Annotated in this window: 26 protein-coding genes; 21 read left to right on the top strand and 5 right to left on the bottom strand. The window is 69.5% G+C overall.

Annotated features, from left to right (window positions below; translation table 11 throughout):
- Positions 1-8: 8 nt before the first annotated feature.
- Entirely contained in the window at positions 9-1,073 is a 1,065-nt protein-coding gene (locus BUR28_RS17615; protein ID WP_074221302.1) for a YeeE/YedE family protein, read from the bottom strand.
- 180 nt (positions 1,074-1,253) lie between these two features.
- Here BUR28_RS17615 and BUR28_RS17620 point away from each other — a divergent pair, with 180 nt between their 5' ends.
- From BUR28_RS17620 to BUR28_RS17635, 4 genes are all read left to right on the top strand, one after another.
- Positions 1,254-2,474, top strand: coding sequence for an MFS transporter (locus BUR28_RS17620; RefSeq protein ID WP_083626840.1), 1,221 nt, complete (start codon positions 1,254-1,256; stop codon positions 2,472-2,474).
- Positions 2,475-2,541: 67 nt separating this feature from the next.
- Positions 2,542-3,195, top strand: a complete 654-nt coding sequence (msrA, locus tag BUR28_RS17625) for a peptide-methionine (S)-S-oxide reductase MsrA (RefSeq protein ID WP_074221303.1) — start codon at positions 2,542-2,544, stop codon at positions 3,193-3,195.
- Positions 3,196-3,247: 52 nt separating this feature from the next.
- A complete protein-coding gene (locus tag BUR28_RS17630) occupies positions 3,248-4,123 on the top strand; it encodes a 50S ribosomal protein L11 methyltransferase (RefSeq protein ID WP_074221304.1) in 876 nt (291 codons plus the stop codon).
- Between the two features lie 58 nt (positions 4,124-4,181).
- Positions 4,182-4,532 carry a hypothetical protein gene (locus tag BUR28_RS17635; RefSeq protein WP_074221305.1) on the top strand — a complete coding sequence of 117 codons (351 nt, stop codon included), beginning with the start codon at positions 4,182-4,184 and terminating at the stop codon, positions 4,530-4,532.
- A 146-nt stretch (positions 4,533-4,678) separates the two neighbouring features.
- Here BUR28_RS17635 and BUR28_RS17640 read toward each other — a convergent pair whose 3' ends face one another.
- Positions 4,679-4,882, bottom strand: a complete 204-nt coding sequence (locus tag BUR28_RS17640; RefSeq protein WP_175566976.1) for a DUF1127 domain-containing protein — start codon at positions 4,880-4,882, stop codon at positions 4,679-4,681.
- 326 nt (positions 4,883-5,208) lie between these two features.
- On the opposite strand from BUR28_RS17640, the gene ruvC reads away from it, so the two are divergent.
- From ruvC to folD, 16 genes are all read left to right on the top strand, one after another.
- Positions 5,209-5,715: a crossover junction endodeoxyribonuclease RuvC gene (gene ruvC, locus BUR28_RS17645; RefSeq protein ID WP_074221720.1), complete on the top strand. Its 507-nt coding sequence runs from the start codon at positions 5,209-5,211 to the stop codon at positions 5,713-5,715.
- Entirely contained in the window at positions 5,712-6,380 is a 669-nt protein-coding gene (gene ruvA, locus BUR28_RS17650; RefSeq protein WP_074221306.1) for a Holliday junction branch migration protein RuvA, read from the top strand. Before ruvC ends, ruvA begins: the two co-directional genes overlap by 4 nt.
- A gap of 3 nt (positions 6,381-6,383) precedes the next feature.
- On the top strand, positions 6,384-7,412 hold the full coding sequence (ruvB, locus tag BUR28_RS17655; protein ID WP_074221307.1) for a Holliday junction branch migration DNA helicase RuvB: 1,029 nt from the start codon (positions 6,384-6,386) through the stop codon (positions 7,410-7,412).
- A 72-nt stretch (positions 7,413-7,484) separates the two neighbouring features.
- The gene (locus tag BUR28_RS17660) at positions 7,485-8,111 is read left to right on the top strand and encodes a hypothetical protein (protein WP_074221308.1); all 627 of its coding nucleotides are present in this window, start codon (positions 7,485-7,487) and stop codon (positions 8,109-8,111) included.
- Entirely contained in the window at positions 8,108-8,503 is a 396-nt protein-coding gene (ybgC, locus tag BUR28_RS17665; protein WP_074221309.1) for a tol-pal system-associated acyl-CoA thioesterase, read from the top strand. The genes BUR28_RS17660 and ybgC overlap by 4 nt, the downstream gene beginning before the upstream one ends.
- 108 nt (positions 8,504-8,611) lie before the next feature.
- The gene (tolQ, locus tag BUR28_RS17670; RefSeq protein ID WP_074221310.1) at positions 8,612-9,307 is read left to right on the top strand and encodes a protein TolQ; all 696 of its coding nucleotides are present in this window, start codon (positions 8,612-8,614) and stop codon (positions 9,305-9,307) included.
- Between the two features lies 1 nt (position 9,308).
- On the top strand, positions 9,309-9,782 hold the full coding sequence (gene tolR / locus BUR28_RS17675) for a protein TolR (RefSeq protein ID WP_074221311.1): 474 nt from the start codon (positions 9,309-9,311) through the stop codon (positions 9,780-9,782).
- Positions 9,783-9,790: 8 nt separating this feature from the next.
- Positions 9,791-10,960: a hypothetical protein gene (locus BUR28_RS20245; protein ID WP_074221312.1), complete on the top strand. Its 1,170-nt coding sequence runs from the start codon at positions 9,791-9,793 to the stop codon at positions 10,958-10,960.
- Positions 10,961-12,280 (top strand): Tol-Pal system beta propeller repeat protein TolB, encoded by a 1,320-nt coding sequence (gene tolB, locus BUR28_RS17685; RefSeq protein ID WP_074221313.1) that lies wholly within the window; start codon positions 10,961-10,963, stop codon positions 12,278-12,280.
- Positions 12,281-12,352: 72 nt separating this feature from the next.
- Positions 12,353-12,868, top strand: a complete 516-nt coding sequence (pal, locus tag BUR28_RS17690) for a peptidoglycan-associated lipoprotein Pal (protein ID WP_074221314.1) — start codon at positions 12,353-12,355, stop codon at positions 12,866-12,868.
- A gap of 10 nt (positions 12,869-12,878) precedes the next feature.
- Positions 12,879-13,706, top strand: coding sequence for a tol-pal system protein YbgF (gene ybgF, locus BUR28_RS17695; protein WP_074221315.1), 828 nt, complete (start codon positions 12,879-12,881; stop codon positions 13,704-13,706).
- A gap of 29 nt (positions 13,707-13,735) precedes the next feature.
- Positions 13,736-14,941 carry a tRNA lysidine(34) synthetase TilS gene (tilS, locus tag BUR28_RS17700; RefSeq protein WP_074221721.1) on the top strand — a complete coding sequence of 402 codons (1,206 nt, stop codon included), beginning with the start codon at positions 13,736-13,738 and terminating at the stop codon, positions 14,939-14,941.
- Positions 14,942-15,018: 77 nt separating this feature from the next.
- Positions 15,019-16,932 (top strand): ATP-dependent zinc metalloprotease FtsH, encoded by a 1,914-nt coding sequence (gene ftsH, locus BUR28_RS17705; protein ID WP_074221316.1) that lies wholly within the window; start codon positions 15,019-15,021, stop codon positions 16,930-16,932.
- Positions 16,933-17,154: 222 nt separating this feature from the next.
- Positions 17,155-18,831 carry a formate--tetrahydrofolate ligase gene (locus BUR28_RS17710; RefSeq protein WP_074221317.1) on the top strand — a complete coding sequence of 559 codons (1,677 nt, stop codon included), beginning with the start codon at positions 17,155-17,157 and terminating at the stop codon, positions 18,829-18,831.
- Positions 18,832-18,905: 74 nt separating this feature from the next.
- On the top strand, positions 18,906-19,214 hold the full coding sequence (locus tag BUR28_RS17715) for a chorismate mutase (protein ID WP_074221318.1): 309 nt from the start codon (positions 18,906-18,908) through the stop codon (positions 19,212-19,214).
- Positions 19,211-20,113: a bifunctional methylenetetrahydrofolate dehydrogenase/methenyltetrahydrofolate cyclohydrolase FolD gene (folD, locus tag BUR28_RS17720; protein ID WP_074221319.1), complete on the top strand. Its 903-nt coding sequence runs from the start codon at positions 19,211-19,213 to the stop codon at positions 20,111-20,113. The genes BUR28_RS17715 and folD overlap by 4 nt, the downstream gene beginning before the upstream one ends.
- A 4-nt stretch (positions 20,114-20,117) precedes the next feature.
- On the opposite strand, the gene BUR28_RS17725 is transcribed toward folD, so the two are convergent.
- Positions 20,118-20,552 carry a PaaI family thioesterase gene (locus BUR28_RS17725; protein ID WP_074221320.1) on the bottom strand — a complete coding sequence of 145 codons (435 nt, stop codon included), beginning with the start codon at positions 20,550-20,552 and terminating at the stop codon, positions 20,118-20,120.
- Positions 20,553-20,752: 200 nt separating this feature from the next.
- On the opposite strand from BUR28_RS17725, the gene BUR28_RS17730 reads away from it, so the two are divergent.
- Positions 20,753-21,496 (top strand): LytTR family DNA-binding domain-containing protein, encoded by a 744-nt coding sequence (locus BUR28_RS17730; protein ID WP_139307614.1) that lies wholly within the window; start codon positions 20,753-20,755, stop codon positions 21,494-21,496.
- On the opposite strand, the gene pdeM is transcribed toward BUR28_RS17730, so the two are convergent.
- Both pdeM and BUR28_RS17740 read right to left on the bottom strand, forming a co-directional pair.
- Positions 21,441-22,145, bottom strand: coding sequence for a ligase-associated DNA damage response endonuclease PdeM (gene pdeM, locus BUR28_RS17735; protein WP_074221321.1), 705 nt, complete (start codon positions 22,143-22,145; stop codon positions 21,441-21,443). The two genes, BUR28_RS17730 and pdeM, sit on opposite strands and share 56 nt — an antisense overlap.
- 39 nt (positions 22,146-22,184) lie before the next feature.
- A complete protein-coding gene (locus tag BUR28_RS17740; RefSeq protein WP_074221322.1) occupies positions 22,185-24,584 on the bottom strand; it encodes a ligase-associated DNA damage response DEXH box helicase in 2,400 nt (799 codons plus the stop codon).
- Between the last annotated feature and the right edge of the window lie 68 nt (positions 24,585-24,652).

A 24,652-nucleotide genomic window follows, 5' to 3' on the forward strand; every position in this document is an offset into this window, starting at 1 on the left:
ATCGCGCCTCAGACCGGCTTCGCCGCGCCCTTGGGCTGGTCGATCAGGTAGTCGGTCGCGATCCCCCCGATCCACATCGAGACCAGCGCAAGCCACATCGTGCCCGCGAAGATCGACGCCCCGGTGACGCCCGCGCCGATGGAACATCCGCCCGCCAGCATGCCGCCGAACCCCATCAGCGCCGCCCCGATCATCGCCTTGCGCATGTCGACTTCCTTCTCGAAGCCCTGGAATTTCAGCTCGCGCGTGACCCAGGCGGCGAGGAACGAGCCCAGGAACACGCCGGGCACGAGGCCGATGTCGAAATGCAGAAGCGCCGGCCTTTCCAGGAAGAACATCAAGGTGTTGGCCGACGGTCCGGTGAAGGTGATGCTCTCGATCGTGACCGGGTCGAAGCTGACCTGGGACAGCCCGAAGGTCAGCACCCAGCCCACCGCGACGGCAAAGCCCACGCCCGCGCCGAAGAACAGCTTGCGGAACGAGATGCGGTTGCGCCGCGCCATCCACAGCGCGACCGCGGCGAAGCCGACGCCCAGCAGCAGCCCGGCATGGTCCGGCAGGCCCGCCGCCGAGATCAGGTTCACGTTGCGCCCGCCCTCGGTGATCCAGAGCGCCGCCAGCGTGTCGCGCAGCGGCGACAGCCAGCCATGCAGGCTCATCTGCGCCAGGACCGCGAAGATCAGCCCCGACACGACCGACCGCAGGTTCCCCGTGGCCGCCAGCACCAGCAGCCGCCCCGGACAGCCGCGGGCCAGCACCATGCCCGCGCCGAAGATCAGCCCGCCGATGATCGCCCCGGAATAGGAGCCCGTCACCGCCATCATCCGCGCCTCGTCCGACCGCATGAGTCCGCCGAGTTCGGCGCCCTGCACCCAGACCAGCGCGGTGGAAAAGCACAACAGCCACACCGCCATGCGCGGGCCCAGCGATCCGCGGGCGAATTCGACCGTCGAGGCGCGCAGGCAGAAGGCCGACCGTTGCGCCGCGACGCCGAAGATCACCCCGGTCATCAGACCGAACAGCGCCGCGCTCGGCGCCTCGCCGATACGCTCCACGATCGCCAGGATGTCCATGACGCGTGTCTCCCATGCTCCCTGAGGCGTGGTCTTGCCCGTCATGCCGCGCCGGTGCATTGATCTGGATCAGTGAAGACCGTGCGCATCCGGCGCGCGCCCTGTGCGCAGAATGCCCTCGCCAAGGCCCGGGGCCGGGGCTATGGGAAGGCGATGCGCCCCCAGTTCCGCCTCGTGCCCATGGCGCTTGACGACGCCCGCGACCTGCCTTTCTGGCGGCGGCCTGTCGCGCTGCTGTTCGTGATGGCCTTCGCGATGCCGGTGGCGTTCGCCACCTGGTCGGCGCTTCTGAACAACTTCGTCATCGAGGTCGCGGATTTCGACGGGGTCGATATCGGCTGGCTGCACACCGTGCGCGAGGTGCCCGGCTTCCTCGCCGTGGGGGTGATCGCGCTGATCATCTTCATCCGCGAGCAGGTGCTTGGCATCGTGTCGCTGATGATGCTTGGGGTGGCGACGGCGGTGACCGCCTTCTTTCCCAGCCTTGGCGGGCTGTTGGCGGTTACGCTGCTCAGTTCGATCGGCTTCCACTATTTCGAGACGGTCAACCAGTCGCTGCAACTGCAATGGATCGACAAGGACCGCGCGCCCCAGACGCTGGGCTGGCTGGTGGCGGCGGGGTCCGCCGCCTCGCTCCTGGCCTATGGGCTCTTGGTGGTGACGTGGAAGGCGTTCGACCTTTCCTATGCCTTTGTCTACCTGGCCGCGGGCGGGTTCACGGCGCTCGTCGCGCTCATCTGCCTGTTCGCCTATCCGCAGTTCGAGGCGCCGAACCCGCAGGTCAAGCGGCTGATCCTGCGCCGGCGCTACTGGCTGTATTACCTGCTGCAGTTCATGTCGGGCGCCCGGCGGCAGATCTTCGTGGTCTTCGCCGCCTTCATGATGGTCGAGAGGTTCGGCTTCGAAGTCCATGAAGTCACGGCGCTTTTCCTCATCAACTTCCTGGCCAACATGGCCTTCGCCCCGCTGATGGGCCGGGCGGTGGCGAAATGGGGCGAACGCCGGGCGCTGGCCTTCGAGTATGTCGGGCTGATCGTCGTCTTCCTGGCCTATGGGGGCATCTATTTCTTCGGCTGGGGCGTCGTGCTGGCCGCCTCGCTCTACGTGATCGATCACCTGTTCTTCGCGCTGGCCTTCGCGCTGAAAACCTATTTCCAGAAGATCGCCGACCCCGGCGACATCGCGCCCACCGCCGCCGTCGCCTTCACCATCAACCATATCGCCGCGGTCTTTTTGCCTGCGCTGTTGGGCTATCTCTGGGTGAGCTCGCCCGGTGCGGTCTTCACACTGGCCGCGGCGATGGCAGGCGCCTCGCTGATGCTGGCCCTGATGATCCCGCGCCACCCAGCGCCCGGCAACGAGACGATCCTCGCCGGTCTCGTCGCCACGCCGGCGGAATAGGGCGCCGCGCCCCTGTGCAAGGCGGCCGCGCGCCCTAGCTTTCGGGCCAAAGCACAAGGAGTGATGCATGTTTTCCTTTCTCACGTCGCGCAAGACCGACATGGTGGCCGAGTCCGAGGCCCTGCCGGGCCGTCCCGATCCGATGCCGACCGCCGAGACGCATCACGTCTTCGACCGGCCGCTGAAGGCGCCGGTGCCCGAGGGCATGGAGGAGGCGGTGTTCGGCATGGGCTGTTTCTGGGGCGTCGAGCGGCTGTTCTGGAAACTGCCGGGCGTCTGGATGACGGCGGCGGGCTATGCCGGGGGCTACACGCCGAACCCCACCTACGAGGAGGTCTGTTCGGGGCGCACCGGCCACACCGAGGCGGTGCATGTCGTCTACGATCCGTCCGAAATATCCTATGACCGTCTGCTGCGCACCTTCTGGGAGGGGCACGACCCCACCCAGGGCATGCGCCAGGGCAACGACCGGGGCACGCAGTACCGCTCGGCGATCTACACCTACACCGAGGCCCAGCAGGCGGCCGCGGAGAGCAGCCGCGCCGCCTATCAGGAGCGGCTGGAGGCCGCGGCGCGCGGCAAGATCACCACCGAGATCCGGCCGGCGCCGCCGTTCTACTACGCGGAAGGCTATCACCAGCAGTATCTTGCGAAGAATCCGGGCGGCTATTGCGGGCTCGGCGGCACCGGGGTCAGTTGTCCGACCGGCGCCAACGCTTGACCGGGGCCGGGGCGGGGGCTATCGCCGGGCCAGCCCAGCAGGAGCCCGCCCCATGCCCACCTTTACCGCGCTCACGACCCTGACCGGCAAGACCCCTGCCGAGGCACTGGGTGCGGCCATGGAACGGCTGGACCCCGCACCGACCGGCGTGGGCGTGTTCGAGATCGAGGACGGCTCGGGCCTGTGGGAGGTGGGCGGCTATTTCACCGAGGCGCCCGATGCCGCCGGGCTCGCGCTGCTGGCCGCGATGCACGGGGCGGCAGATTTCGCGGTGTCCGAACTGCCCGAGACCGACTGGGTCGCAAAGGTCCGGCGCGAGCTTGCGCCGGTCGAGGCGGGCCGTTTCTTCGTCTATGGCAGCCATGATGCCGACCGCGTGCCCGAGGGCCGTCTCGCGCTGCTGATCGAGGCGTCGATGGCCTTCGGAACGGGACATCACGGCACGACGCAGGGGTGTCTCACCGCGCTCGACCGGCTGGCGGAAGAGGGCGTCGCCCCGCGCGCCGTCGCCGATATCGGCTGCGGGACGGCGGTGCTGGCCATGGCGGCCGCGCGGCTCTGGGACGTGCCGGTGTTGGCCTCCGACATCGACCCGGTCGCGGTCGAGGTGGCCGAGGCCAACGCCGCCGCGAACGGTCTTCGGGGACGGGTGCGGTGCCTCGAGGCCGCGGGCTTCGACCATCCCGACCTGGAAGATGCGGCCCCCTACGACCTCGTCTTCGCGAACATCCTCAAGGCGCCGCTGCTTGCGCTGGCCCCCGACATGGCGGCGCGAATCACCCCCGGCGGGCACGCGATCCTGTCTGGCCTCCTGATCGACCAAGGCGCCGAGGTGACGGCGCGCTATGCCGAAAACGGCCTGATTGTCCGCGAGGCGATCGAAATCGGCGAATGGATGACGCTCTGTCTCCGGAAAACCGCCGGTTAGGCCGCAATTTCGCCCTTTTTTCCCCGCATTATCGACACAGTGGGGAAGGAAGAGGGCCATGTACGATCCTCAGTACGAACAGTTCCGCGGCCGCCTGGAAAGGCTTGAGCGCATGCATCGCCGCGGCTACGGCTTCGAGGCGACGGGTACGATCGGCCGGTCCTATTACCGGAGCCGCTCGACCCTTCGCCTGCCGCTGTGGCGCTCGCTCGGAATGATCGCTCTGGCGGTGATCGTGGTGAAGGCGCTGATCCTCGCGCAGATCGGCCCGGCGGATTACACCCTGCGCCTCGAACGGGCTGCCGGCGATTCGCTCGTGCAGCAGGTCTCGACCTACATCATGCAGATCGACCCGATTACCGAATGGATGGCGGGCGAGTTGCGCACGCTGTTCGGTGCGCTGGGCTGAACCGCGCAACCGCCGGCTTTCGCGAGGTCGGCGTGGTCTCCGAACAGACAAAAGCGGCCGTGCCCGTCCGGGGGGCGCGGCCTTTTCCGTGGTCACGGCGTCGGCCGGCCCGGCACTCGAGGGGGATGCGCCGGGCCGGGCCGAACTTAGCCGGCAATACGCTCGATATCGCCGCGCGACAGCCCGATATCGTCGAGCTCCCGGTCGCTGAGCCGGGACAGGGCGTGGCGCGTGACGCGGGCATCGTTCCAGGCGGCAAGCCGTCCGAGCAGGTCGGGCAGGATGCGGTGCAGATGTCCTTCGAAGACGCGGCAGTCGAGGTCGGGGCGGGTCATGTTCTGAACGGCCATCTCAGGGGTCCTTCTGCGGTCGGGCAATGGGGTTTTATCGTCTCATGATCTCGCAGCTAGGCTTCGGATTCGTGTATCGCAAGGCAGTTATTTCGCATGGAACTCATGCACCGGGCGCATGTCGCGCCGATCCGCTAACGCTCTGTTACCGAATGAAAAACTATGCACGCGGAGATGTCGTTTTCAGGCTTCTGCGTGACGGATTCAGGCACCTTTCCCCCGCCCGCCGCCGTTCCGGCTTCCGCGCCGCATCGGCGGATTGATGCTGGTCGGTGTTCGCTTTTCGTGCTACTGCGTCCGAAAAGACACAAATGAGCGGGGCGCGCATGCGTGTTCTGGGGGTCGATCCCGGTCTTCGCAGCACCGGCTGGGGCGTGATCGAGCAGGAAAACGGGCGACTCGCCCATGTCGCGAACGGGATATGCGCCTCGACGGGGGCGACCCTGGCCGAGCGCCTGCTGTCTCTCCACGACCAGTTGGCAGAGATCGTCGCGCGCCACGCGCCCGATGCCGCGGCGGTCGAGCAGACCTTCGTGAACCGGGACGGGGCAGGGACCCTCAAGCTCGGCCAGGCACGGGGGATCGCGCTTCTGGTGCCGGCGCGGGCGGGACTCGCGGTCGGCGAATACGCCCCCAATGCGGTCAAGAAGGCGGTGGTCGGGGTCGGCCATGCCGACAAGTGCCAAATCGACCACATGGTGCGCCTGCAATTTCCCGGCATCGAGATCGCGGGTGCGGACGCGGCCGATGCGCTGGCGGTCGCGCTGTGTCACGCGTTTCACCTGTCCGCGGGCGGGCGGCTGGCGGCGGCGCTGGCAAGGGCGGGCGCATGATCGGGCGGATCGCGGGGCGGCTGGTCCATCGCGGTCCCGACCACGTGATGGTCGACGTGGGCGGGGTTGGCTACATCGTCCACGTCTCGGACCGCACCCTGGCCGCGTTGCCCGGCCCGGGAGAGGCGGTGGCGCTGTTCACCGACCTGCTGGTGCGCGAGGACCTGCTCCAACTCTACGGGTTTCCCACGCTCATGGAGCGGGAATGGCACCGGCTGTTGATGGGCGTGCAGGGGATCGGCGCCAAGGCGTCGATGGCGATCCTTGGCACGCTGGGGGCCGAGGGGGTCGGCCGCGCGGTGGCGCTGGGCGACTGGGCGGCGATCAAGGCCGCGCCCGGGGTGGGCCCGAAGATCGCCCAGCGCGTCGTGAACGAACTGAAGGGCAAGGCGCCGGCGGTGATGGCGGCGGGCGCCAGCCTCGACGAGGTCGTGACCGAGACGCCGGTCTCGCAGGACGCCGCGGCGGACACATCGCGCCGGTCCGCCCCGCGGCCGGCGCCCTCGGCGACCGCCCAGGCCGAGGCCCTGTCGGCGCTGGGCAACCTCGGCTATGCTCCGGGCGAGGCCGCCGAAGCGGTGGCCCGCGCCGCCGGCGAGGCGCCGGAGGCCGAGACGCCGGCGCTGATCCGCGCCGCCCTGAAACTGCTGGCGCCAAAGGGCTAGACCATGACAGAGCCCGATCCGACCCTGCGCCCGGACAAGCGCCCCGAGGATGCGGACCGGGCGCTGCGGCCCGAGACCCTGGACGAGTTCATCGGCCAGGCCGAGGCGCGCGCCAATCTGCGCGTCTTCCTGCAAAGCGCCCGCCAGCGGGGCGAGGCGATGGATCACGCACTGTTCCACGGCCCCCCGGGCCTCGGCAAGACCACGCTCGCCCAGATCGTCGCGCGCGAATTGGGCGTGAATTTCCGCATGACCTCCGGCCCGGTTCTGGCCAAGGCGGGCGATCTGGCCGCGATCCTGACCAACCTGGAGGCGCGCGACGTTCTCTTCATCGATGAGATCCACCGGCTGAACCCGGCGGTCGAGGAGGTGCTTTATCCCGCGCTCGAGGATTTCGAACTGGACCTCGTGATCGGCGAGGGGCCGGCGGCGCGTACCGTGCGGATCGAGCTGCAACCCTTCACGCTGGTCGGTGCCACCACGCGGCTCGGCCTGCTGACAACGCCCTTGCGCGACCGGTTCGGCATTCCCGTGCGGCTGCAATTCTACACCGACGCGGAACTGGAACAGATCGTCTCGCGCGGGGCGCGTCTGATGGGCGTGCCCGCCGATGCGGACGGGCTGGCCGAGATTGCGCGGCGCGCGCGCGGCACGCCCAGAATCGCCGGGCGGCTGTTGCGCCGGGTGGTCGATTTCGCGCTGGTCGAGGGCGACGGTCGGATCACCCGTGCGGTGGCCGACCACGCGCTGACCCGGATGGAGGTGGACGCGATGGGCCTGGACGGGGCGGACCGCCGCTACCTGCGGCTGATCGCCGAGAACTACGTGGGCGGCCCGGTCGGCATCGAGACGCTGTCGGCGGCGCTGTCGGAAGCGCGCGATGCGCTGGAGGAGGTGATCGAGCCCTACCTGTTGCAACAGGGGCTGATCCAGCGCACGCCGCGCGGGCGGATGCTGGCGCCGAAGGCCTGGACGCATCTCGGCCTTGCCCCGCCGCGCCCGCCGGGGCAGGGCACCCTGTTCGACGGATGACCTCATTGCTCTCGTCCGGCCGCGCCGCTAAGGCGGTGCCATGAGTATTTGGGCCAAGAAGAAGGTGCCGGGATGACGTCCGACGCGGTCGAGGCCCTGTTCACGCGCGCGGACGGCGCCTATCTGTTCGCGCGCTGGGGCCGGCCCATCGCGCCGGTGGTCTTCGGCGTGACCGACGAGACGCTCGCCACCGTCAAGGGCGCCTGCGAGGCGGTGGCGGCGCTGGCGAGCCACGAGCTTGCCGAAACCGACCCGGAACTGGGCGCGAACCTGATGGTCTTCTTCTTCCGCGACTGGGCGGAGCTTGCGCAGGTGCCCGATCTCGACCGGCTGGTGCCAGACCTTGGGCCACTGGTCGACCGGCTCGGGGCGGCGGGGGCCAACCAGTACCGCTTCTTCCGGTTCGACGCGGCGGGCGGCATCAAGGCGGCCTTCGTCTTTGTCCGCATGGATGACGAACTGGCCGGGCTGCCGGCCGAGACCATCGCGCTGAACCAGATGGTCCAGACGATCCTGCTGTGGTCCGACACCGCCTTCACCGATCAGAGCCCGCTCGCCCGCACGCCGGAGGGCACGCTGGTCCTGCGCCCGGAGATCGCGGACGTGATCCGAGCGGGCTATGACCCGGTGATGCCGGTGATGGCGGACGATCGGGCCCATGCGCTGCGGCTGGCGGCGCGGATGAGGGGTGTGCAATGACCCACCGTTTCCAGTGCCGCGTTTATTACGAAGACACCGACCTCGCCGGGATCGTCTATTACGCCAACTACCTGAAATTCATCGAGCGCGCGCGCAGCGAGTGGGTGCGGGAGCTGGGAGTGGACCAGGTGCGGCTCAAGGCCGAGCACGGCCTCGTCTTCGCCGTGCGCCGGGTCGAGGCGGATTACTTGGCTCCCGCGCGGTTCGACGACCTTCTGACGGTCGAGACCGATGTCGCGCAGGTCACGCCCGCGCGGCTCATTCTCGACCAGCGGGTGCTGCGCGCGGGGGCCGTGCTGTTCACCGCCGGCGTGACCGTCGTCGCCCTCGGGGCGGCCGGGCGGCCCGTGCGGCTTCCGGCAGAGTTCCGCCAATCGCTGCAGACCGACTGAGCGCCGCCGCGCGCTGACGCGGTTGTGTTGGCAATCCCCCTAAAAACCGCGTAAACTCCGGTGTAACAAGGGCCGGAGAACAACGGCCACCACAGGCGAGCAGGCATAATGGAACCCGACACCCTTGCGATGGCGCAGGAGATCGACTTCTCCTTGCTGGCGCTTTTTGCGCGCGCCACCTTCACCGTCCAGATCGTGATGATCCTGTTGATCGTGGCCTCTTTCTGGTCCTGGGCGATCATCATCCAGAAGCTGATCAACTATCGCACCGCACGCGCCGAGGCGCAGGGATTCGACGAGGCGTTCTGGTCGGGCGAGCCGCTGGACGAGTTGTTCGACAAGATCGGGCCCGAGCCCGCCGCGGCGCCGGCGCGTATCTTCGCCGCCGGCATGATGGAGTGGCGCCGCAGCCACCGTCAGGATGGCGGGCTGATCCCCGGCGCGGCGGCGCGGATCGACCGGTCGATGGACGTGGCCATCGCCAAGGAGGCGGACGAGCTGAACGGCGGGCTGTCCTTCCTGGCCACGGTGGGCTCGACCGCGCCCTTCGTCGGGCTGTTCGGCACGGTCTGGGGCATCAAGCACGCGTTCGAGCAGATCGCGCTCCAGCAGAACACCAACCTGGCGGTCGTGGCGCCGGGCATCGCCGAGGCGCTGCTGGCCACCGGTCTCGGGCTTCTGGCCGCGATCCCGGCGGTGATCTTCTACAACAAGCTCTCGTCGGACAGCGACCGGATCGTCGGCGGCTACGAGTCCTTCGCCGACGAGTTCTCGACCATCCTCTCGCGCCAGCTGGATTCCTGAGATGGGCGCCACCCTGACCCCCCGGCAGAACTCGGGCGGCAAGCGGGTGCGCCGGCACCGCCGCCACCCCCCCGCCATGTCCGAGATCAACGTCACGCCCTTCGTCGACGTGATGCTGGTGCTGCTGATCATCTTCATGGTCGCCGCGCCGCTGTTGACCGTGGGCGTGCCCGTCGAACTGCCCGAGACGGCCGCCGAGTCCCTGCCCGCGGCCCAGGAAGAGCCGCTCGCCGTGACGCTGACCGCCGATGGCCGCGTGATGCTGCAGGAAACCGAGGTGGCGGCGGAGGTGCTGATCCCCCGGTTGCGTGCGGTCGCGGCCGAGCGCGAGGATGACAAAGTCTATCTGCGCGCGGACGGGTCGATCGCATATGAACGCGTGGCGCAGGTGATGGGCGCGCTCAACGCCGCGGGGTTCCGCGATATCGGGCTTGTGACGGACACCGGCGGACCGACGCTGGACGGCACCGAATAGGGCGGGTGATGACCACCGGCATCTATATCTCGGGGGCGGGGCACCTGATGCTGATCGCGTGGGTGCTGTTCGGCGGGCTGTTCTGGGCGCCGAAGCCGCGACCGATGGAGGTGACGGACGTGACGATCCTGTCGGGCGAGGAATTCGCGGCCCTGACCGCACCGGCCGCGGCACCGCAGGCCCCCGCCCAGGATGTCCAGGCGCCCGATCCGCCCGAGGTGGCCGCCTCTCCGCGCCCCGCGCCGGCGCCCGAGAACCGCCCCGAACGGCCCGCGCCTCCCGCGCCGCAGGAAACGCCGGCCCCCGATGCCGCGCCCGACACCAGCGGCATCCAGCCGCTGCCGGACACCGAGGTGACCGAGACGGTGCCTCCGCTCGCCCCGCCGCCGCCCGAGGAGACCGACGCGCCGGAGGGGCCGGTGGTCGACACCGCCCCGCCCCGCCCCGCGCCGCGCGTGGCCCCCGAGGCGGCGCCCGCCCCGCCCGAGGACGCGGTCGTGGCCCTGCAGCCGCGCGAGGCGGTGCGCCCCGACGAAAGTGCCGACGCGCCGGCGACCGAGGAGGTCGAGGAAGCCGCGCCCGAGGAGGCGACGACCGAGATCGTGACCGAGGCCGAGGAACGGCCCGAAACCGGCCTTGCCATGGCGTCCTCGCCCCGTCCGCGGGGCCGGCCCGCGCGCCCCGACCCGCTGCCGGAGGCCGCATCCGAAACGGACACCGCCGAGACCTCCGCCCCGGAGGACGGTCCTGCCGAGGACCCGCTGGCCGACGCGGTCGCGGGTGCCGTGGCCGATGCCCTGTCCGACAGCCCCGCCGACGAGGCCCGCGCGGGCCGCGGGACCGCGGCCGTGGGGCCGCCGATCACCGCCGGCGAGCGCGATGCGCTGCGCGTCGCGGTTTCGCGCTGCTGGAACGTGGGATCGCTGTCGACAGAGGCGCTGGGCACGTCCGTCGTCGTCGGTGTCGACATGGAGGAGACCGGCCGCCCGCGGATCGACACGATCCGGCTCATCTCCTGGGAGGGTGGCTCGGAGGCCGCGGCGCGGCAAACCTACGAATCCGCCCGCCGCGCCATCGTGCGCTGCGGCGCGTCGGGATTTCCGCTGCCGGTCGAGAAATACGACCAATGGCGCGAGATCGAGATGACGTTTAATCCAGAGAACATGAGGATTCGATAGATGCTGCGCGTTTTGACCCTGGCCTTCGCCCTTGTTCTTGGGACGCTTCCGGCGTTCGCCCAGTCCGGACCGCTGCGGATCGAGATCGACGAGGGCGTGATCGAGCCCTTGCCCTTCGCGATCCCCGGTTTCGTGGCCGAGAACGCCGCGGCCGCGGACTACGCGCAGAACCTCGCCCGCGTGGTCGCCGCCGACCTTGCCGGCACCGGGCTGTTCCGGGAAATCCCGGCCGAGGCGCATATCTCCTCGGTCACCAGCTTCGACAGCCCGGTGCAATATGCCGACTGGAAGGCGATCAACGCGCAGGCGCTCATCACCGGCGCGGTGGCGGTCGACGGCAACGGGCGGCTGACCGTCAAGTTCCGGCTCTTCGATGTCTTTTCCAACGCTCAGCTCGGCGACGGTCTGCAATTCGGCGGCTCGGCCTCCAGTTGGCGGCGCGTCGCCCACAAGGTCGCAGACCAGGTCTATGCGCGGATCACTGGCGAAGGCGGCTATTTCGACAGCCGCGTGGTCTTCGTGGCCGTTTCCGGGCCGAAGGGGGCGCGCCAGAAGCGGCTGGCGATCATGGATTACGACGGGGCGAACGCGCAATACCTGACGGATGCCTCGGCGCTGGTGCTGGCGCCGCGCTTTTCGCCAACGGGCGATCGGGTGCTCTACACGAGCTACGAGACCGGGTTTCCGCGGATCTACCTGCTCGACCTGACCACCGCCGCGCGGCGCGCGCTCGACGAGCAGCCCGGCACCATGACCTTCGCGCCACGCTTCGCGCCGAACGGCCGGCAGGTGGTGTTCTCGCTCGCCCAGGGCGGCAATACCGACCTTTACATGCTGGACCTCGGCAGCGGCCGGCGCACGCGGCTGACCCAGGCGCCCTCGATCGAGACGGCGCCCAGCTTCTCGCCGGACGGGCGCCAGGTCGTGTTCGAAAGCGACCGTTCGGGCACCCAGCAACTTTACATCATGCCCGCCTCGGGCGGCGAGGCGCGGCGCATCTCCTTCGGGCAGGGCCGCTACAGCACGCCCGTGTGGTCGCCGCGCGGCGACCTCATCGCATTCACCAAGCAGAACCGGGGGCGGTTCCATATCGGCGTGATGCGCACCGACGGCTCCGAGGAGCGGCTTCTGACCTCGTCCTTCCTGGACGAGGGGCCTACATGGTCGCCCAACGGTCGTGTCATCATGTTCACCCGCGAAACCGCCGGGGCCGAGGGCGCCCCCGCGCTCTATTCCGTCGACATCACCGGGCGCAACCTGCGTCGCGTGCCCTACCAAGGCGCGGCCTCGGACCCGGCCTGGTCGCCCCTGTTGCCCTGACGCCCGCGTTTTCAAACCCGGGCCGCGCTGGTAGGATACGCCTGACGCGGCCCCGACAAGAGGAAGAGCAGAATGACACCGATTTCCAGGACCGTTCTCGTGCTGGCCGCGCTGGCCGTTTCCGCCTGTTCGAACCCCGACCGGTTCGGCATGGGGACCGGCCCGGGCGCCGGGGCCGGGGCGCCCGGCATGGGGGCCGGCGCCGCGTCCGACCCGACCACGGTCGCCTATTTCAACCAGACCATTGGCGACCGCGTGCTTTTCGCCGTCGACCAGTCGACCCTGTCGGACGCTGCGCGCGCCACGCTGGAGCAGCAGGCGCGCTGGCTGATCGAGAACACCGGCTACAGCGCCACGATCGAGGGCCACGCCGACGAGCAGGGCACCACGCAATACAACCTCGCCTTGGGCGAGCGCCGGGCCAATGCCGCCAAGGAATACCTTGTCTCGCGCGGCGTCAGTCCCGCGCGGCTGCGCACCGTGAGCTACGGCAAGGAGCGGCCCATCGCCATCTGTTCCGAGGAATCCTGCTACGCCAAGAACCGCCGCGCCGTGACCGTGGTCGCCGCCGGCGGGCTGAGTTCGTAAGGGGGCGGGGATGGCCGCGCGTCTGCTTGTCCTGATCCTTGCGCTGGGGCTGGCGCTGCCCGCCGCGGCCCAGTCGCGCGACGAGACGCTGGCCGATATCCGGCAGGAATTGTCGGTCCTGTTCGTCGAGATCCAGAAGCTCAAGCGCGAGTTGTCGACCACCGGCGCGCCCAACACCCCGCAACTGGGCGGTTCGGCGCTGCAACGCATCGACTCGATCGAGCAGGAGGTGCAGCGTCTGACCGCCCAGATCGAGGAGATGGAATTCCGCATACAGAAGATCGTCGAGGACGGCACGCGCCGGATCGGCGACCTGGAATTCCGCCTGGTCGAGTTGGAAGGGGGCGACGTGAGCGAACTGGGCGAGACCACCACGCTGGGCGGCGCCGACATCGCCGCCGCCCCGGCGCCCGCCCCGGCTGTGCCGCCCGAAAGCGCGGGCGGGGTGGAACTCGCCGTGGGCGAGCGGGCGGATTTCGACGCCGCCAAGGCGGCCTTCGAGGCGGGTGACACCGCGCAGGCCGCCGACCTCTTCGCGGCCTTCACCGAGACCTATCCCGGCAGCCCGCTGTCGGGCGAGGCGCATTTCCTGCGGGGCGAGGCGCTGTCGGCGGAGGGCGCGACCTCGGCCGCCGCCCGCGCCTATCTGGAGAGCTTTTCCGGCAGCCCGTCCGGCGACCGCGCACCCCAGTCGCTCTTGAAGCTCGGGCTTGCGCTGGACGCGCTGGGCCAGACCCGCGAGGCCTGCGTGACGCTGGGCGAGGTCGGCACGCGGTTTCCCGAGGCGGCCGAGGCGCAGGAGGCCGATGCCGCGATGGACTCCATCGGGTGCAACTGACCGGCGGCGCCGCCGGCCCGGACGCGGCGCTGGCCGCGGCCTGCGCCGGTGATGCGCCGCTCGGGGTGGCGGTGTCGGGCGGCGGGGATTCGGTAGCCTTGCTTCTTGCGGCGGCCGGCCGGGCGGCGGATGGCGGCCCCCCGGTGCACGCGGTCACCGTCGATCACGGGCTGCGCGCCGAGGCGCCGGGGGAGGCGCGGTTCGTTGCCGATCTTTGCGCGGGTCTCGGCGTGCCCCATGCGACGCTCCGGTGGCAGGGGTGGGACGGGCGCGGCAATCTGCAGGACGCCGCGCGCCGCGCCCGCCAGGCGCTGATCGCCGACTGGGCGCATGCCCGGGGCATCGGGCGCGTGGCGCTTGGCCATACCCGCGACGACCAGGCAGAAACCGTGTTGATGCGGTTGGCGCGCGGGGCGGGGCTCGACGGCCTGTCGGCGATGGCCCCCGACCGGCAGGCGGGTGGCCTGACCTGGTTGCGGCCCTTTCTTGATCTGTCGCGGGCGGACCTGCGGGCCTACCTGACCGCGCGGGGCCAGCGCTGGATCGATGATCCCACCAACGAGGACGAGGGCTTCGACCGGGTGCGTATCCGGCAGGCGCTCGCGGTGCTCGGCCCGCTCGGGGTCACCGCCGAGGGCCTGGCCGCGACGGCTCGGCGTCTGGCCTCGGCCCGCGCGGCGCTTGCGCATTGCACCGCCGACGCGGCCGCTCGCGTGGCCGAGGAGGACCGGGGCGACGTGCTCTTGTCGGAGGTCGGGCTCGACGCGCTGCCCGAGGAAATCGCCCGGCGCCTGCTGAACGCCGCCCTGACCTGGGTGGCCTCGGCCGACTATCCGCCGCGGGCCGAGGCGCTGCTCGAGATGCGCGCAACCCTTGCCCATGCCCCGCGCGCGACTCTTCACGGATGCTTGATCGCGCGCGGGGGCGGGCAGCTGCGTATCTCGCGCGAGCCTGCCGCCGTCGTGCGGGCCGTCGCCGCTCCCGGTGCGCTCTGGGACGGGCGCTGGTGCGTTGACGGTTCCGTCGAGGGCGGAGAGGAGGTGCGCGCGCTCGGGGAGAGCGGCCTTGCCCAGTGCCCGGACTGGCGCGAGAGCGGCCTGCCGCGCGCCTCGCTGTTGGCCTCTCCGGCGGTCTGGCGCGGCGACCGCCTCGTCGCGGCCCCGCTGGCGGGGCGTGCGGAGGGGTGGCGGGCCTGGCCCGCCACCGCCTTCACCGACCGGATAGTCTCGCATTGAACATGTGCGCCCAGTCGCTATCTTAGGCCAACGGCCGGACGCCATGCACCGGCTGCCCCGAATCCAAGGAGACCGCTTTGGGCAACGCGCGACAAATCGCTTTCTGGGTCGTTCTCTTTCTTCTGATCCTGGCGCTCTTCAATCTCTTCAGCGGCGGGCAGGGGACGATGTCCTCGCGCTCGATCAGCTATTCCGAATTCCTGCAAAGCGTCGACAACGGCGAAGTGCAAAGCGTGACGCTGGACGGCGAACGCGCCGTGATCCGCGAAACCGATGGTTCCACGGCGACGGCCATCGTGCCGGAAGGCGCGGACATTACCGACCGGCTGGTGGCGAACAACGTCGAGGTGCGCGCCGAGCCGCAGGAGCAGAACGGCATCCTGGCCTATATCGGCACGCTGTTGCCCTTCATCATCCTGATCGGCATCTGGATCTTCCTGATGAACCGCATGCAGGGGGGCGGCCGCGGTGGCGCGATGGGCTTTGGCAAGTCCAAGGCCAAGCTGCTGACCGAGAAGCACGGCCGTGTCACCTTCGACGACGTGGCCGGCATCGACGAGGCCAAGGACGAACTGGAAGAGATCGTGGAATTCCTGCGCAACCCGCAGAAATTTTCGCGCCTCGGCGGCAAGATCCCGAAAGGCGCGCTTCTGGTGGGCCCCCCGGGCACCGGTAAGACGCTGCTCGCGCGCGCCATCGCGGGCGAGGCGGGCGTGCCGTTCTTCACCATCTCGGGCTCGGACTTCGTGGAAATGTTCGTGGGTGTCGGCGCGTCCCGCGTGCGCGACATGTTCGAACAGGCCAAGAAGAATGCGCCCTGCATCGTGTTCATCGACGAGATCGACGCCGTGGGGCGCTCGCGCGGTGTGGGCTATGGCGGCGGCAATGACGAGCGCGAGCAGACGCTGAACCAGCTGCTGGTGGAAATGGACGGGTTCGAGGCCAACGAGGGCATCATCATCGTGGCCGCCACCAACCGGCCCGACGTTCTGGACCCCGCGCTGCTGCGCCCCGGCCGGTTCGACCGGCAGGTGCAGGTGCCGAACCCCGACATCAAGGGCCGCGAGAAGATCCTGGGCGTGCATGCCCGCAAGGTGCCGCTGGGCCCGGATGTGGACCTGCGCATCATCGCGCGCGGCACGCCGGGCTTTTCCGGCGCGGATCTGGCGAACCTCGTGAACGAGGCGGCGCTGATGGCCGCGCGCGTGGGCCGGCGGTTCGTCACGATGGAGGATTTCGAGAACGCCAAGGACAAGGTCATGATGGGCGCCGAGCGCCGGTCGATGGTGATGACCGACGACGAGAAGAAGCTGACCGCCTATCACGAGGCGGGGCACGCCATCGTCGGCCTGAACGTCCCCCAGCACGACCCGATCCACAAGGCGACGATCATCCCGCGCGGCCGCGCGCTGGGGCTGGTTCTGTCGCTGCCGGAACGCGACCAACTGTCGGTGACCTACACCAAGTACAAGTCCAAGATCGCCATGGCGATGGGCGGGCGCGTGGCCGAAGAACTGGTCTTCGGCAAGGAGAACGTCACCTCCGGCGCGGCCTCCGACATCCAGCAAGTCTCGAAGATCGCCCGCGCGATGGTCACCCAGTTCGGCTTTGCCGACGACGAGTTGGGCTATGTCGACTATGCCAATGAGCAGGAAAGCTATCTCGGCCCCTACGGCGCGGGCAGCAATCACTCGGCCGCGACCCAGAAGGTGATCGACGACAAGGTGAAGGAGATCATCGACGAGGGTTACGAGACCGCCAAGCGCATCCTGACCGAGAAGCGCGACGACCTAGAGCGGCTGGCCCAGGGGCTTCTGGAATACGAGACGCTGACCGGGCCCGAGATCACCAAGGTGATCAATGGCGAGCCGCTGAACCGCGGCGACGATGAGGATACGCCGCCGCAAAGCGGCAACACCCCCTCGGTCACCGCCATTCCCAAGACCAAGCCGCGGCCGAAACCCGGCGGCCTCGAGCCCGAGCCCACCTGAGCGGGCCGCGATCGCGATACAGACCCGCCGCGCAGAACGCGGCGGGTTTTCTCTTGCGGTGCCATGCCGTGGCCGACCGCGAGCGACCTGCATCGCGCCATTGCGGTGGGCGCACCGCAACAATGTGGGAGAATATCGGAAAAATGACTGTCCGAACGCGCGGACATGGCTAATTCTGCGACGGGAAACGCCCGGGGGAGCGGGCGAAGCAGGGAGGAGTGAATGGCCCCGAAGACGGATATCGAAATCGCGCGCGCCGCCGAAAAACGCCCGATCCAGGAGATCGGCGCCAAGCTGGGCATCCCCGACGGCGACCTGTTGCCCTACGGCCACGACAAGGCCAAGGTCAGCGCCGACTTCATCGCCGGGTTGAAGGACCGCCCGGACGGCAAGCTGATCCTGGTGACCGCGATCAATCCCACCCCCGCGGGCGAAGGCAAGACCACGACCACCGTGGGCCTGGGCGACGGGTTGGCGCGGATCGGCAAGAAATCGGCGATCTGCATCCGCGAGGCGAGCCTTGGCCCCTGTTTCGGGATGAAGGGGGGCGCGGCGGGCGGCGGTTATGCGCAGGTCGTGCCGATGGAGGACATGAACCTCCACTTCACCGGCGATTTCCACGCGATCACATCCGCCCACAACCTGCTCTCGGCGATGATCGACAACCACATCTACTGGGGCAATGCGCTGGGCATCGATCAGCGCCGAGTCGCGTGGCGCCGGGTGATGGACATGAACGACCGCGCGCTGCGCGACGTCGTGACGTCGCTCGGCGGCGTTGCAAACGGTTTCCCTCGTCAGACCGGGTTCGACATCACCGTGGCCTCCGAGGTAATGGCGATCCTGTGCCTTGCGACCGACATCCACGACCTGCAGCGGCGCCTGGGCGATATAATCATCGGCTATACTCGCGATCGCGAGGCGGTCTATGCGCGCGACATCAAGGCCGACGGGGCGATGACCGTGCTGCTGAAGGATGCGCTGCAGCCGAACCTCGTGCAGTCGCTGGAGAACACGCCGGCCTTCGTTCATGGCGGGCCGTTCGCCAATATCGCGCATGGCTGCAACTCGGTGATGGCGACGACAGCCGCGCTGAAGCTGGCCGATTACGTGGTGACCGAGGCGGGCTTCGGCGCCGACCTCGGGGCCGAGAAGTTCATGAACATCAAGTGCCGCAAGGCGGGCCTGTCGCCGGCGGCGGTGGTCATCGTCGCGACGGTGCGCGCGCTCAAGATGAACGGCGGCTTGGCCAAGGGCGATCTGGGCGCCGAGAACGTGGACGCGGTCAAGGCGGGCTGCGCGAACCTGGGGCGCCATATCGAGAACGTCAAATCCTTTGGCGTGCCGGCGGTCGTGGCGATCAACCATTTCGCGGGCGATACAGAGGCCGAGATCGCCGCGGTGCAGGACTTCGTGGCCCACCAGGGCAGCGAGGCGATCCTGTGCAAGCACTGGGCCGACGGCAGCGCGGGCACGGAAGCGCTGGCGCATCGCGTTGTGGAACTGGCCGAGGCCGACCACCACACCTTCGCGCCGCTCTATCCCGACGAGATGGGGCTCTTCGAGAAGATCGAGACCATTGCCAAGCGCATCTACCGCGCCGGCGAGGTGGTGGCCGACAAGAAAATCCGCGACCAGCTGGCGGCTTGGGAAGCGGCCGGCTATGGCAGCCTGCCGATCTGCATGGCCAAGACGCAGTATTCCTTCACCACCGACCCGAACCAACGCGGCGCGCCGGAAGGCCATTCCCTGCCGATCCGCGAGGTGCGCCTGTCGGCCGGCGCTGGCTTCGTCGTCGCCATCTGCGGCGAGATCATGACCATGCCCGGCCTGCCCAGTAAGCCCGCGGCCGAGACCATCGGTCTCAACGAAGCCGGCCAGATCGAGGGCCTGTTCTGACGGCCGCATTGCAGGCCCCGGGGACGCGGTCTAACAGGAACGCAACATCGCAACCGACAAGAGGAAGGTGCCCGATGACCCCGCCTGAAGACTGCCGGACCATGGCCGAACTGCGCGCGCAGATCGACGCGCTGGATGCAGACCTGGTGGCGCGCCTGGGCCTGCGCGCGCGCTATATCGACAGGGCGGCGGAGTTGAAGCCCGCCGAGGGCCTTCCCGCCCGGATCGGCCCCCGCGTCGAAGAGGTGGTCGGCAAGGTGCGTGCGCGAGCGGCTGAAACCGGGCTCGACCCGGATCTGGTCGAGCGGCTCTGGCGCGAACTGATAGAGTGGTCGATCCGCCGCGAAGAGGTGGCGATGGGACAGAGAGAGGAGCGGGTATGAGTGCAGACATCATCGACGGCAAGGCCTTTGCCGCCACGATTCGCGGCAAGGTGGCCGAGCATGTCAAAAGCCTGCATGCCGAGCACGGGCTTACGCCCGGGCTGGCCGTTGTGCTGGTTGGCGAGGACCCGGCCAGCCAGGTCTATGTGCGCAACAAGAACAAGCAGACCGAGGAGGCCGGAATGGCCTCTTTCGAACACCGGCTGCCCGCCGAGACCTCGGAAGCGGAACTGCTGGCGCTGATCGCGCGGCTGAACGCGGCGCCTGCGGTGCATGGCATCCTGGTGCAACTCCCGCTGCCCGACCATATTGACCAGGCCAAGGTCATCAACGCGATCGACGTGGCCAAGGACGTGGACGGCTTTCACATTTCGAACGTGGGCCTGCTGGCGACGGGGCAAGAGGCGCTGGTGCCCTGCACGCCGCTCGGCTGCCTCATGCTGCTGCGCGACCGGCACGGGGCGCTGTCGGGGATGGATGCCGTCGTGGTCGGCCGCTCGAACATCGTGGGCAAGCCTATGGCGCATCTGCTTCTCCGCGACAGTTGCACCGTGACCATCGCCCATTCCCGCACGCGCGACCTGCCCGAGGTCTGCCGCCGCGCCGATATCCTGGTCGCCGCCGTGGGCCGGCCCGAGATGATCCCGGGCGACTGGGTCAAGCCCGGCGCCACGGTGATCGACGTGGGCATCAATCGCATTCCCGCCCCCGAACGTGGCGAGGGCAAGACACGGTTGGTGGGGGACGTGGATTTCGACAGCGCCGCGCAGGTCGCAGGCGCCATCACGCCGGTGCCCGGCGGCGTCGGCCCGATGACCATCGCCTGCCTCCTGGCGAACACGGTCACCGCCTGCTGTCGAGCCAATGGCCTGGCCGAGCCCGAGGGGCTGACCGCCTGAGCCCTCAGGGCGACACCGGCACCATGGTGCCCAAGAGCGTCGCCACGTTGCGACGCTCGCCCCCGTCCTCGGCATGGACATCGGCGCGGACCACCGTCAGCCGACGCCCAGGACGCACCACTTCGCCGCGCGCGACCAGCCGCTGCCCGCGCGCGGGCGCCAGAAGCTGGATCTTCATCTCTGCGGTCACGAACTCGACTCTCGGCTCCATGAGGCTCAGCGCGGCATAGCCCGCCGCGCTGTCGCCGAGCGCGAAGCTGACGGCGGCGTGGGCCATGCCCTGCTGCTGGCCGAAGGTCGGCAGGATGGGCGCCGCGATCTCGACCATGCCGGGGGCAAGGGACCGGATGTCCGCCTGCAGGCTCTGCATCATGGCCTGCCGCGCGAAACTCTCGGCCACGGTTTCGGCGAAATCGGGATTGCGCGGCGCGTGCGACATGGGTTCCACGGGGGCGGGGGCAAGACGGCTTCCACCCTAGCCGTCGCGCCTGCCGGGAGACAAGTGCCCCGTTTTTCAGGGGGTTGCATGACAGATTGTGGCGATGCAAGTTGCTGGGTGCACGATAAACGTTTGGCACGGAACTTCTTGCGCTTTTTCGATTGTTGCTTGTTTTGTCGGTATTCGAGTGTGATCCGGTGGTGAGAGATTTCAAGGCAGCGCTTTTTCATCCCGCGACCCTTGTTCAGTGGGCGGTCCTGTCGGTCCTGCTGACCGTGTCCGGCCCGTTCGCCACCTATATCGCACCGTTGGCCGACCGGCTGGTCTTTTGGTCGTCCCTGACCGCGGCGGGCCTTTGCCTCGGCATCGCCGCGCGCCTGGCGATCCGGCGGCGGTTTCCCGATTTCACCTATTGGCAGCGCGCGGGCCTGAGTTCCGCCGTTGTCGCTGGCCTGCTGGCCCTTCCGGCCCAGCGCGTGACAGCGCTTATGGCGGGGCGCGCGTCGATGGATGACGCCGCTTCCGGCCTCGCCGAGGCGGGGGCCGCGGTGTTCCTCTGCGCCATGGGGCTTCACGCGCTCCGGTATGCCCTGATCCCGCGCGAGCCGGCGTCGGACACCCCGCGGCCGGCCCTGCTCGCGCGACTGCCCGAGGTCAGCCGCGGGCACGTGATCCGTCTCAGTTCGCGCGACCATTACGTTCGGGTCGTGACCGATGCGGGCCACGCCGAGATCCTGATGCGTTTTGCGGACGCCATCGCCGAGCTTGAGGGTATCGACGGGCTGCAGGTGCATCGCTCGCACTGGGTGGCGGCCGACGCCGTGACGGGCCATCGGCACGCCGACGGCCGCCTGTTTCTCGTGCTGCGCGACGGGACCGAGGTGCCGGTCAGCCGACGCTACCGGCCCGACGTCGAGGCGCGCGTGCTCGCGCCGGACGCATAGGCACCGCCACGGCCCGCGGGCCGGTCAGGATCGCGGAGGCCCCGCCCTGCATCAGCCCGTCGAGTGCTGGCGCATCCGCGTCGAGCCCGCCGGTATAGGCGCCGTAGGCGGGCAGGATCACTCGCGCGTCGTCGACCAGAAAGCAGGGCCGCGAGAGTTGCCGCCCGCCGAGGCGGAGCCGTGCCTTGGGGTGGTAATGGCCAGACACCTCGCCCGTGGCGCCGGGCTCAGCGATATGGCGGAAGGTGAGCGGCCCCTCGACCAGCACGCCGAGATGGCTGCCGGGCAGATCGGCCGGGCCCGGGTCATGATTGCCGGCGATCCACACCCAGCGCCGCCCCGCCATCAGGCGCAGGAGCCGTTCCCGGGCTGCCGGCGGCAGCGCGCGCGCCGCGGCCTCGTCGTCGAAGCTGTCGCCGAGGCAGATCACCGTGCGGGCCGCGGTCGCCGCCACGTCCGCCTCGAGCCGCGCGAGCGTTTCGGCCGTGTCGTAGGGCGGCAGCAGCGTGCCGCCGCGGCGCGCCATCCGCTCGGACTTGCCGAGATGCAGGTCCGACACCGTCAGCACCTGGGGCGCGGCCCACCACAGCGCGCCCGAGGGCAGCGCGGCGAGCGACGTGCCCACGAGGGTGAAGTCATGGCCGTTCATGCTTTGTTTTCACCCGAACCGGGGCCGCTATGCAAGGGGTCAGGCAAGGCCCGCTTCGGCCATCAGGCGGTCCGCGGCCTCGTCGATCAGCCGTTGTTCGGCCGCGCCCTGGACGGGGATGCGCCCCGCCTCCAGGAAGAGCGGCGCGGCCAGCGGCGTGACCCGCGGGCGGCGGACGTGGTCGATACCGCGGATGCGGGCCAGCATACCTTCGATCCGGCCGAAATCGACCAGGCCCTTCATCGCCTCTTCCCGCGTGATCTCGAGCATCAGGTGCCCAGGGTCGTATTTCATCAGCGTGTCATAAAGGATGTCCGAGGAAAACGTTGCCTGACGCCCGGTCTTGCGGCCGCCGGGCAGGTTCCGCTCGATCAGGCCCGCGATTACCGCGGATGTTCGAAACGTGCGCTTCATGACCGCGTTGCCTGCCAGCCAATGCTCGAAAGCGACCCGCAGCCCGTTCGAATCCAGCAAGTCCGCGGGCGCCGTCACCTCGTCCAGACCCCAGATCAGCGTGGCGTAATCGGTCGAGACGAAGCCCAGCGGCGCAAGCCCCGCGGCCTCCATCCGCTGCGTCACCAGAAGGCCGAGCGTCTGTTGCGCGTTGCGCCCCGCGAAACCGTAGATGCAAAGGTACGCCCGCCCCTCGTGCGGGAAGGTCTCGACCAGCAGCCGGTCGCGCTCGGGCAGGCGCGAGACCTCGCGCTGCAATGCCAGCCATTCGGCGGTGTGTGTGGGCAACTCCGGCCAGCTTTCGCGGCGGAACATGCCGAGGATGCGGTCGGAGAGCCGGGTGGAGGTTGCGAACTTGGTGCCCGCGAAGACGGCGATCCTGGGCTCGCGGCCGGGCGTGCGACTGACCTCGACCACCATCTCGCGCAGGCCCTCGTAGCGGACCACCTGCCCGCCGATCAGGAACGTGTCGCCGGGGGTGAGTGTCGCGGCGAAGGCCTCTTCCACCTCGCCCAGGGGCGCGCCGCCGCGGGCGGGTTTCATGCGTACCTTGAGCGTTTCCTCCTCGACGATCGTGCCGAGGTTCATGCGAATCCGGCGCGCCGCACGGGGGTCGCGCAGGCCCCAGCGGCCGTCCGGCTCCCGTTTGAGCCGCTGCCAGCGGTCATAGGCCCGAAGCGCGTAGCCGCCCGTCGCCGCGAAGTCGAGGCAGGCATCGAAGCGCGCGCGGTCGAGCGCGGCATAGGGGCCCGCTGTCGTCGCCTCGGCATAGAGCGTGTCGGCCTCGAACGGGCCCGCGCAGGCGGTGGCCAGGATGTGCTGACACAGCACATCCCCGGGGCCGGGTCCGCGCGGCTCGCCGTCGAGATCGTGCGCGTGCACCGCCTCCAGCGCGGCGACGCATTCCACCACCTCGAAGCGGTTGGCCGGCACCAGCAAAGCCTTCGACGGCGCGTTGTAGCGGTGGTTCGCGCGCCCGATGCGCTGGACCAGGCGCTTGACGTTCTTCGGCGCGCCGACCTGAATCACCAGGTCCACGTCGCCCCAGTCGATGCCAAGGTCGAGCGAGCCGGTGCACACCACCGCGCGCAGGCGGCCCGCCGCCATCGCCGCCTCCACCTTCGCGCGGGCCGCGCGCGACAGGCTGCCGTGGTGGATGGCGATGGGCAGGCCATCGGCGTTCGCCAGCCAAAGGTCGTGAAAGAACAACTCCGCCTGGGCGCGCGTGTTGTGAAAGATCAGCGTGGTGCGATGGCGGGCGACTTCCTGCAGCACCGCCGGAATCGCGTAGCGCCCGCCGCCGCCGGCCCAGGGGGGCGGGGCATCGGTCTGCAGCATCGCGATGTCGGGGGCGGGGCCGGGATCGGCGGTGAGGATCTCGCAAGTGTCGGGGTGGCGGGCGACGAAGCGCGCGAGCGCGGGCGGGTCCTCGACGGTGGCCGACAGCCCCACGCGGCGAAGCCCCGGACAAAGCGTGGAAAGCCGCGCCAGCCCCAGCATCAACTGATCGCCCCGCTTCGATTCCGCCAGCGCGTGGACCTCGTCGACGATGACGCGTTGCAGCCCGGCGAAGATGCGGGGCGCGTCCTCGTAGCTGAGCAGCAGCGCCAGGCTTTCGGGGGTGGTCAGCAGGATATGCGGCGGGTCGGCCCGTTGCCGCCGCCGGGCGGTGTAAGAGGTGTCGCCGGTGCGGTCCTCGATCCGCACCGGTAGGCCCATCTCGTCGACCGGGGCACGCAGGTTGCGGCCGATGTCGGCGGTGAGCGCCTTGAGCGGGGAGATGTAGAGCGTGTGCAAGCCCGGCGCCGGATTCGCGGCGATTTCGGCCAGGGACGGCAGGAATCCTGCAAGCGTCTTGCCCCCGCCCGTGGGCGCGATGAGCAGCAGCGCGGGCGCGTCCGCGCGCTCCAGCATCGCCTTCTGATGCGGATGAACCGACCAGCCGCGGGCGGCGAACCAGGTAGCGAAGGAATCGGGCAAGTCCATGGGCCGGATGTAGCGCGGCCGCCCGGCGTTTGCATCCGCCAGAAGCGGAACCGCGATGGCAGCCCTGC

It is taken from the genome of Rhodovulum sp. ES.010 (genome assembly GCF_900142935.1).
Classification (GTDB): domain Bacteria; phylum Pseudomonadota; class Alphaproteobacteria; order Rhodobacterales; family Rhodobacteraceae; genus Rhodovulum.

Coding starts and splice junctions, on each gene's coding strand:
- BUR28_RS17660 (WP_074221308.1), top strand. CDS start 7,485: ATGACGTCCGACGCGGTCGAGGCCCTGTTCACGCGCGCGGACGGCGCC.
- tolB (WP_074221313.1), top strand. CDS start 10,961: ATGCTGCGCGTTTTGACCCTGGCCTTCGCCCTTGTTCTTGGGACGCTT.
- BUR28_RS17710 (WP_074221317.1), top strand. CDS start 17,155: ATGGCCCCGAAGACGGATATCGAAATCGCGCGCGCCGCCGAAAAACGC.
- pal (WP_074221314.1), top strand. CDS start 12,353: ATGACACCGATTTCCAGGACCGTTCTCGTGCTGGCCGCGCTGGCCGTT.
- BUR28_RS17620 (WP_083626840.1), top strand. CDS start 1,254: ATGGCGCTTGACGACGCCCGCGACCTGCCTTTCTGGCGGCGGCCTGTC.
- ruvB (WP_074221307.1), top strand. CDS start 6,384: ATGACAGAGCCCGATCCGACCCTGCGCCCGGACAAGCGCCCCGAGGAT.
- folD (WP_074221319.1), top strand. CDS start 19,211: ATGAGTGCAGACATCATCGACGGCAAGGCCTTTGCCGCCACGATTCGC.
- tolR (WP_074221311.1), top strand. CDS start 9,309: ATGGGCGCCACCCTGACCCCCCGGCAGAACTCGGGCGGCAAGCGGGTG.
- msrA (WP_074221303.1), top strand. CDS start 2,542: ATGTTTTCCTTTCTCACGTCGCGCAAGACCGACATGGTGGCCGAGTCC.
- BUR28_RS20245 (WP_074221312.1), top strand. CDS start 9,791: ATGACCACCGGCATCTATATCTCGGGGGCGGGGCACCTGATGCTGATC.
- BUR28_RS17715 (WP_074221318.1), top strand. CDS start 18,906: ATGACCCCGCCTGAAGACTGCCGGACCATGGCCGAACTGCGCGCGCAG.
- pdeM (WP_074221321.1), bottom strand. CDS start 22,145: ATGAACGGCCATGACTTCACCCTCGTGGGCACGTCGCTCGCCGCGCTG.
- BUR28_RS17615 (WP_074221302.1), bottom strand. CDS start 1,073: ATGGACATCCTGGCGATCGTGGAGCGTATCGGCGAGGCGCCGAGCGCG.
- ybgC (WP_074221309.1), top strand. CDS start 8,108: ATGACCCACCGTTTCCAGTGCCGCGTTTATTACGAAGACACCGACCTC.
- BUR28_RS17630 (WP_074221304.1), top strand. CDS start 3,248: ATGCCCACCTTTACCGCGCTCACGACCCTGACCGGCAAGACCCCTGCC.
- ybgF (WP_074221315.1), top strand. CDS start 12,879: ATGGCCGCGCGTCTGCTTGTCCTGATCCTTGCGCTGGGGCTGGCGCTG.
- ruvA (WP_074221306.1), top strand. CDS start 5,712: ATGATCGGGCGGATCGCGGGGCGGCTGGTCCATCGCGGTCCCGACCAC.
- ruvC (WP_074221720.1), top strand. CDS start 5,209: ATGCGTGTTCTGGGGGTCGATCCCGGTCTTCGCAGCACCGGCTGGGGC.
- tolQ (WP_074221310.1), top strand. CDS start 8,612: ATGGAACCCGACACCCTTGCGATGGCGCAGGAGATCGACTTCTCCTTG.
- BUR28_RS17635 (WP_074221305.1), top strand. CDS start 4,182: ATGTACGATCCTCAGTACGAACAGTTCCGCGGCCGCCTGGAAAGGCTT.
- BUR28_RS17740 (WP_074221322.1), bottom strand. CDS start 24,584: ATGGACTTGCCCGATTCCTTCGCTACCTGGTTCGCCGCCCGCGGCTGG.
- BUR28_RS17640 (WP_175566976.1), bottom strand. CDS start 4,882: ATGGCCGTTCAGAACATGACCCGCCCCGACCTCGACTGCCGCGTCTTC.
- BUR28_RS17725 (WP_074221320.1), bottom strand. CDS start 20,552: ATGTCGCACGCGCCGCGCAATCCCGATTTCGCCGAAACCGTGGCCGAG.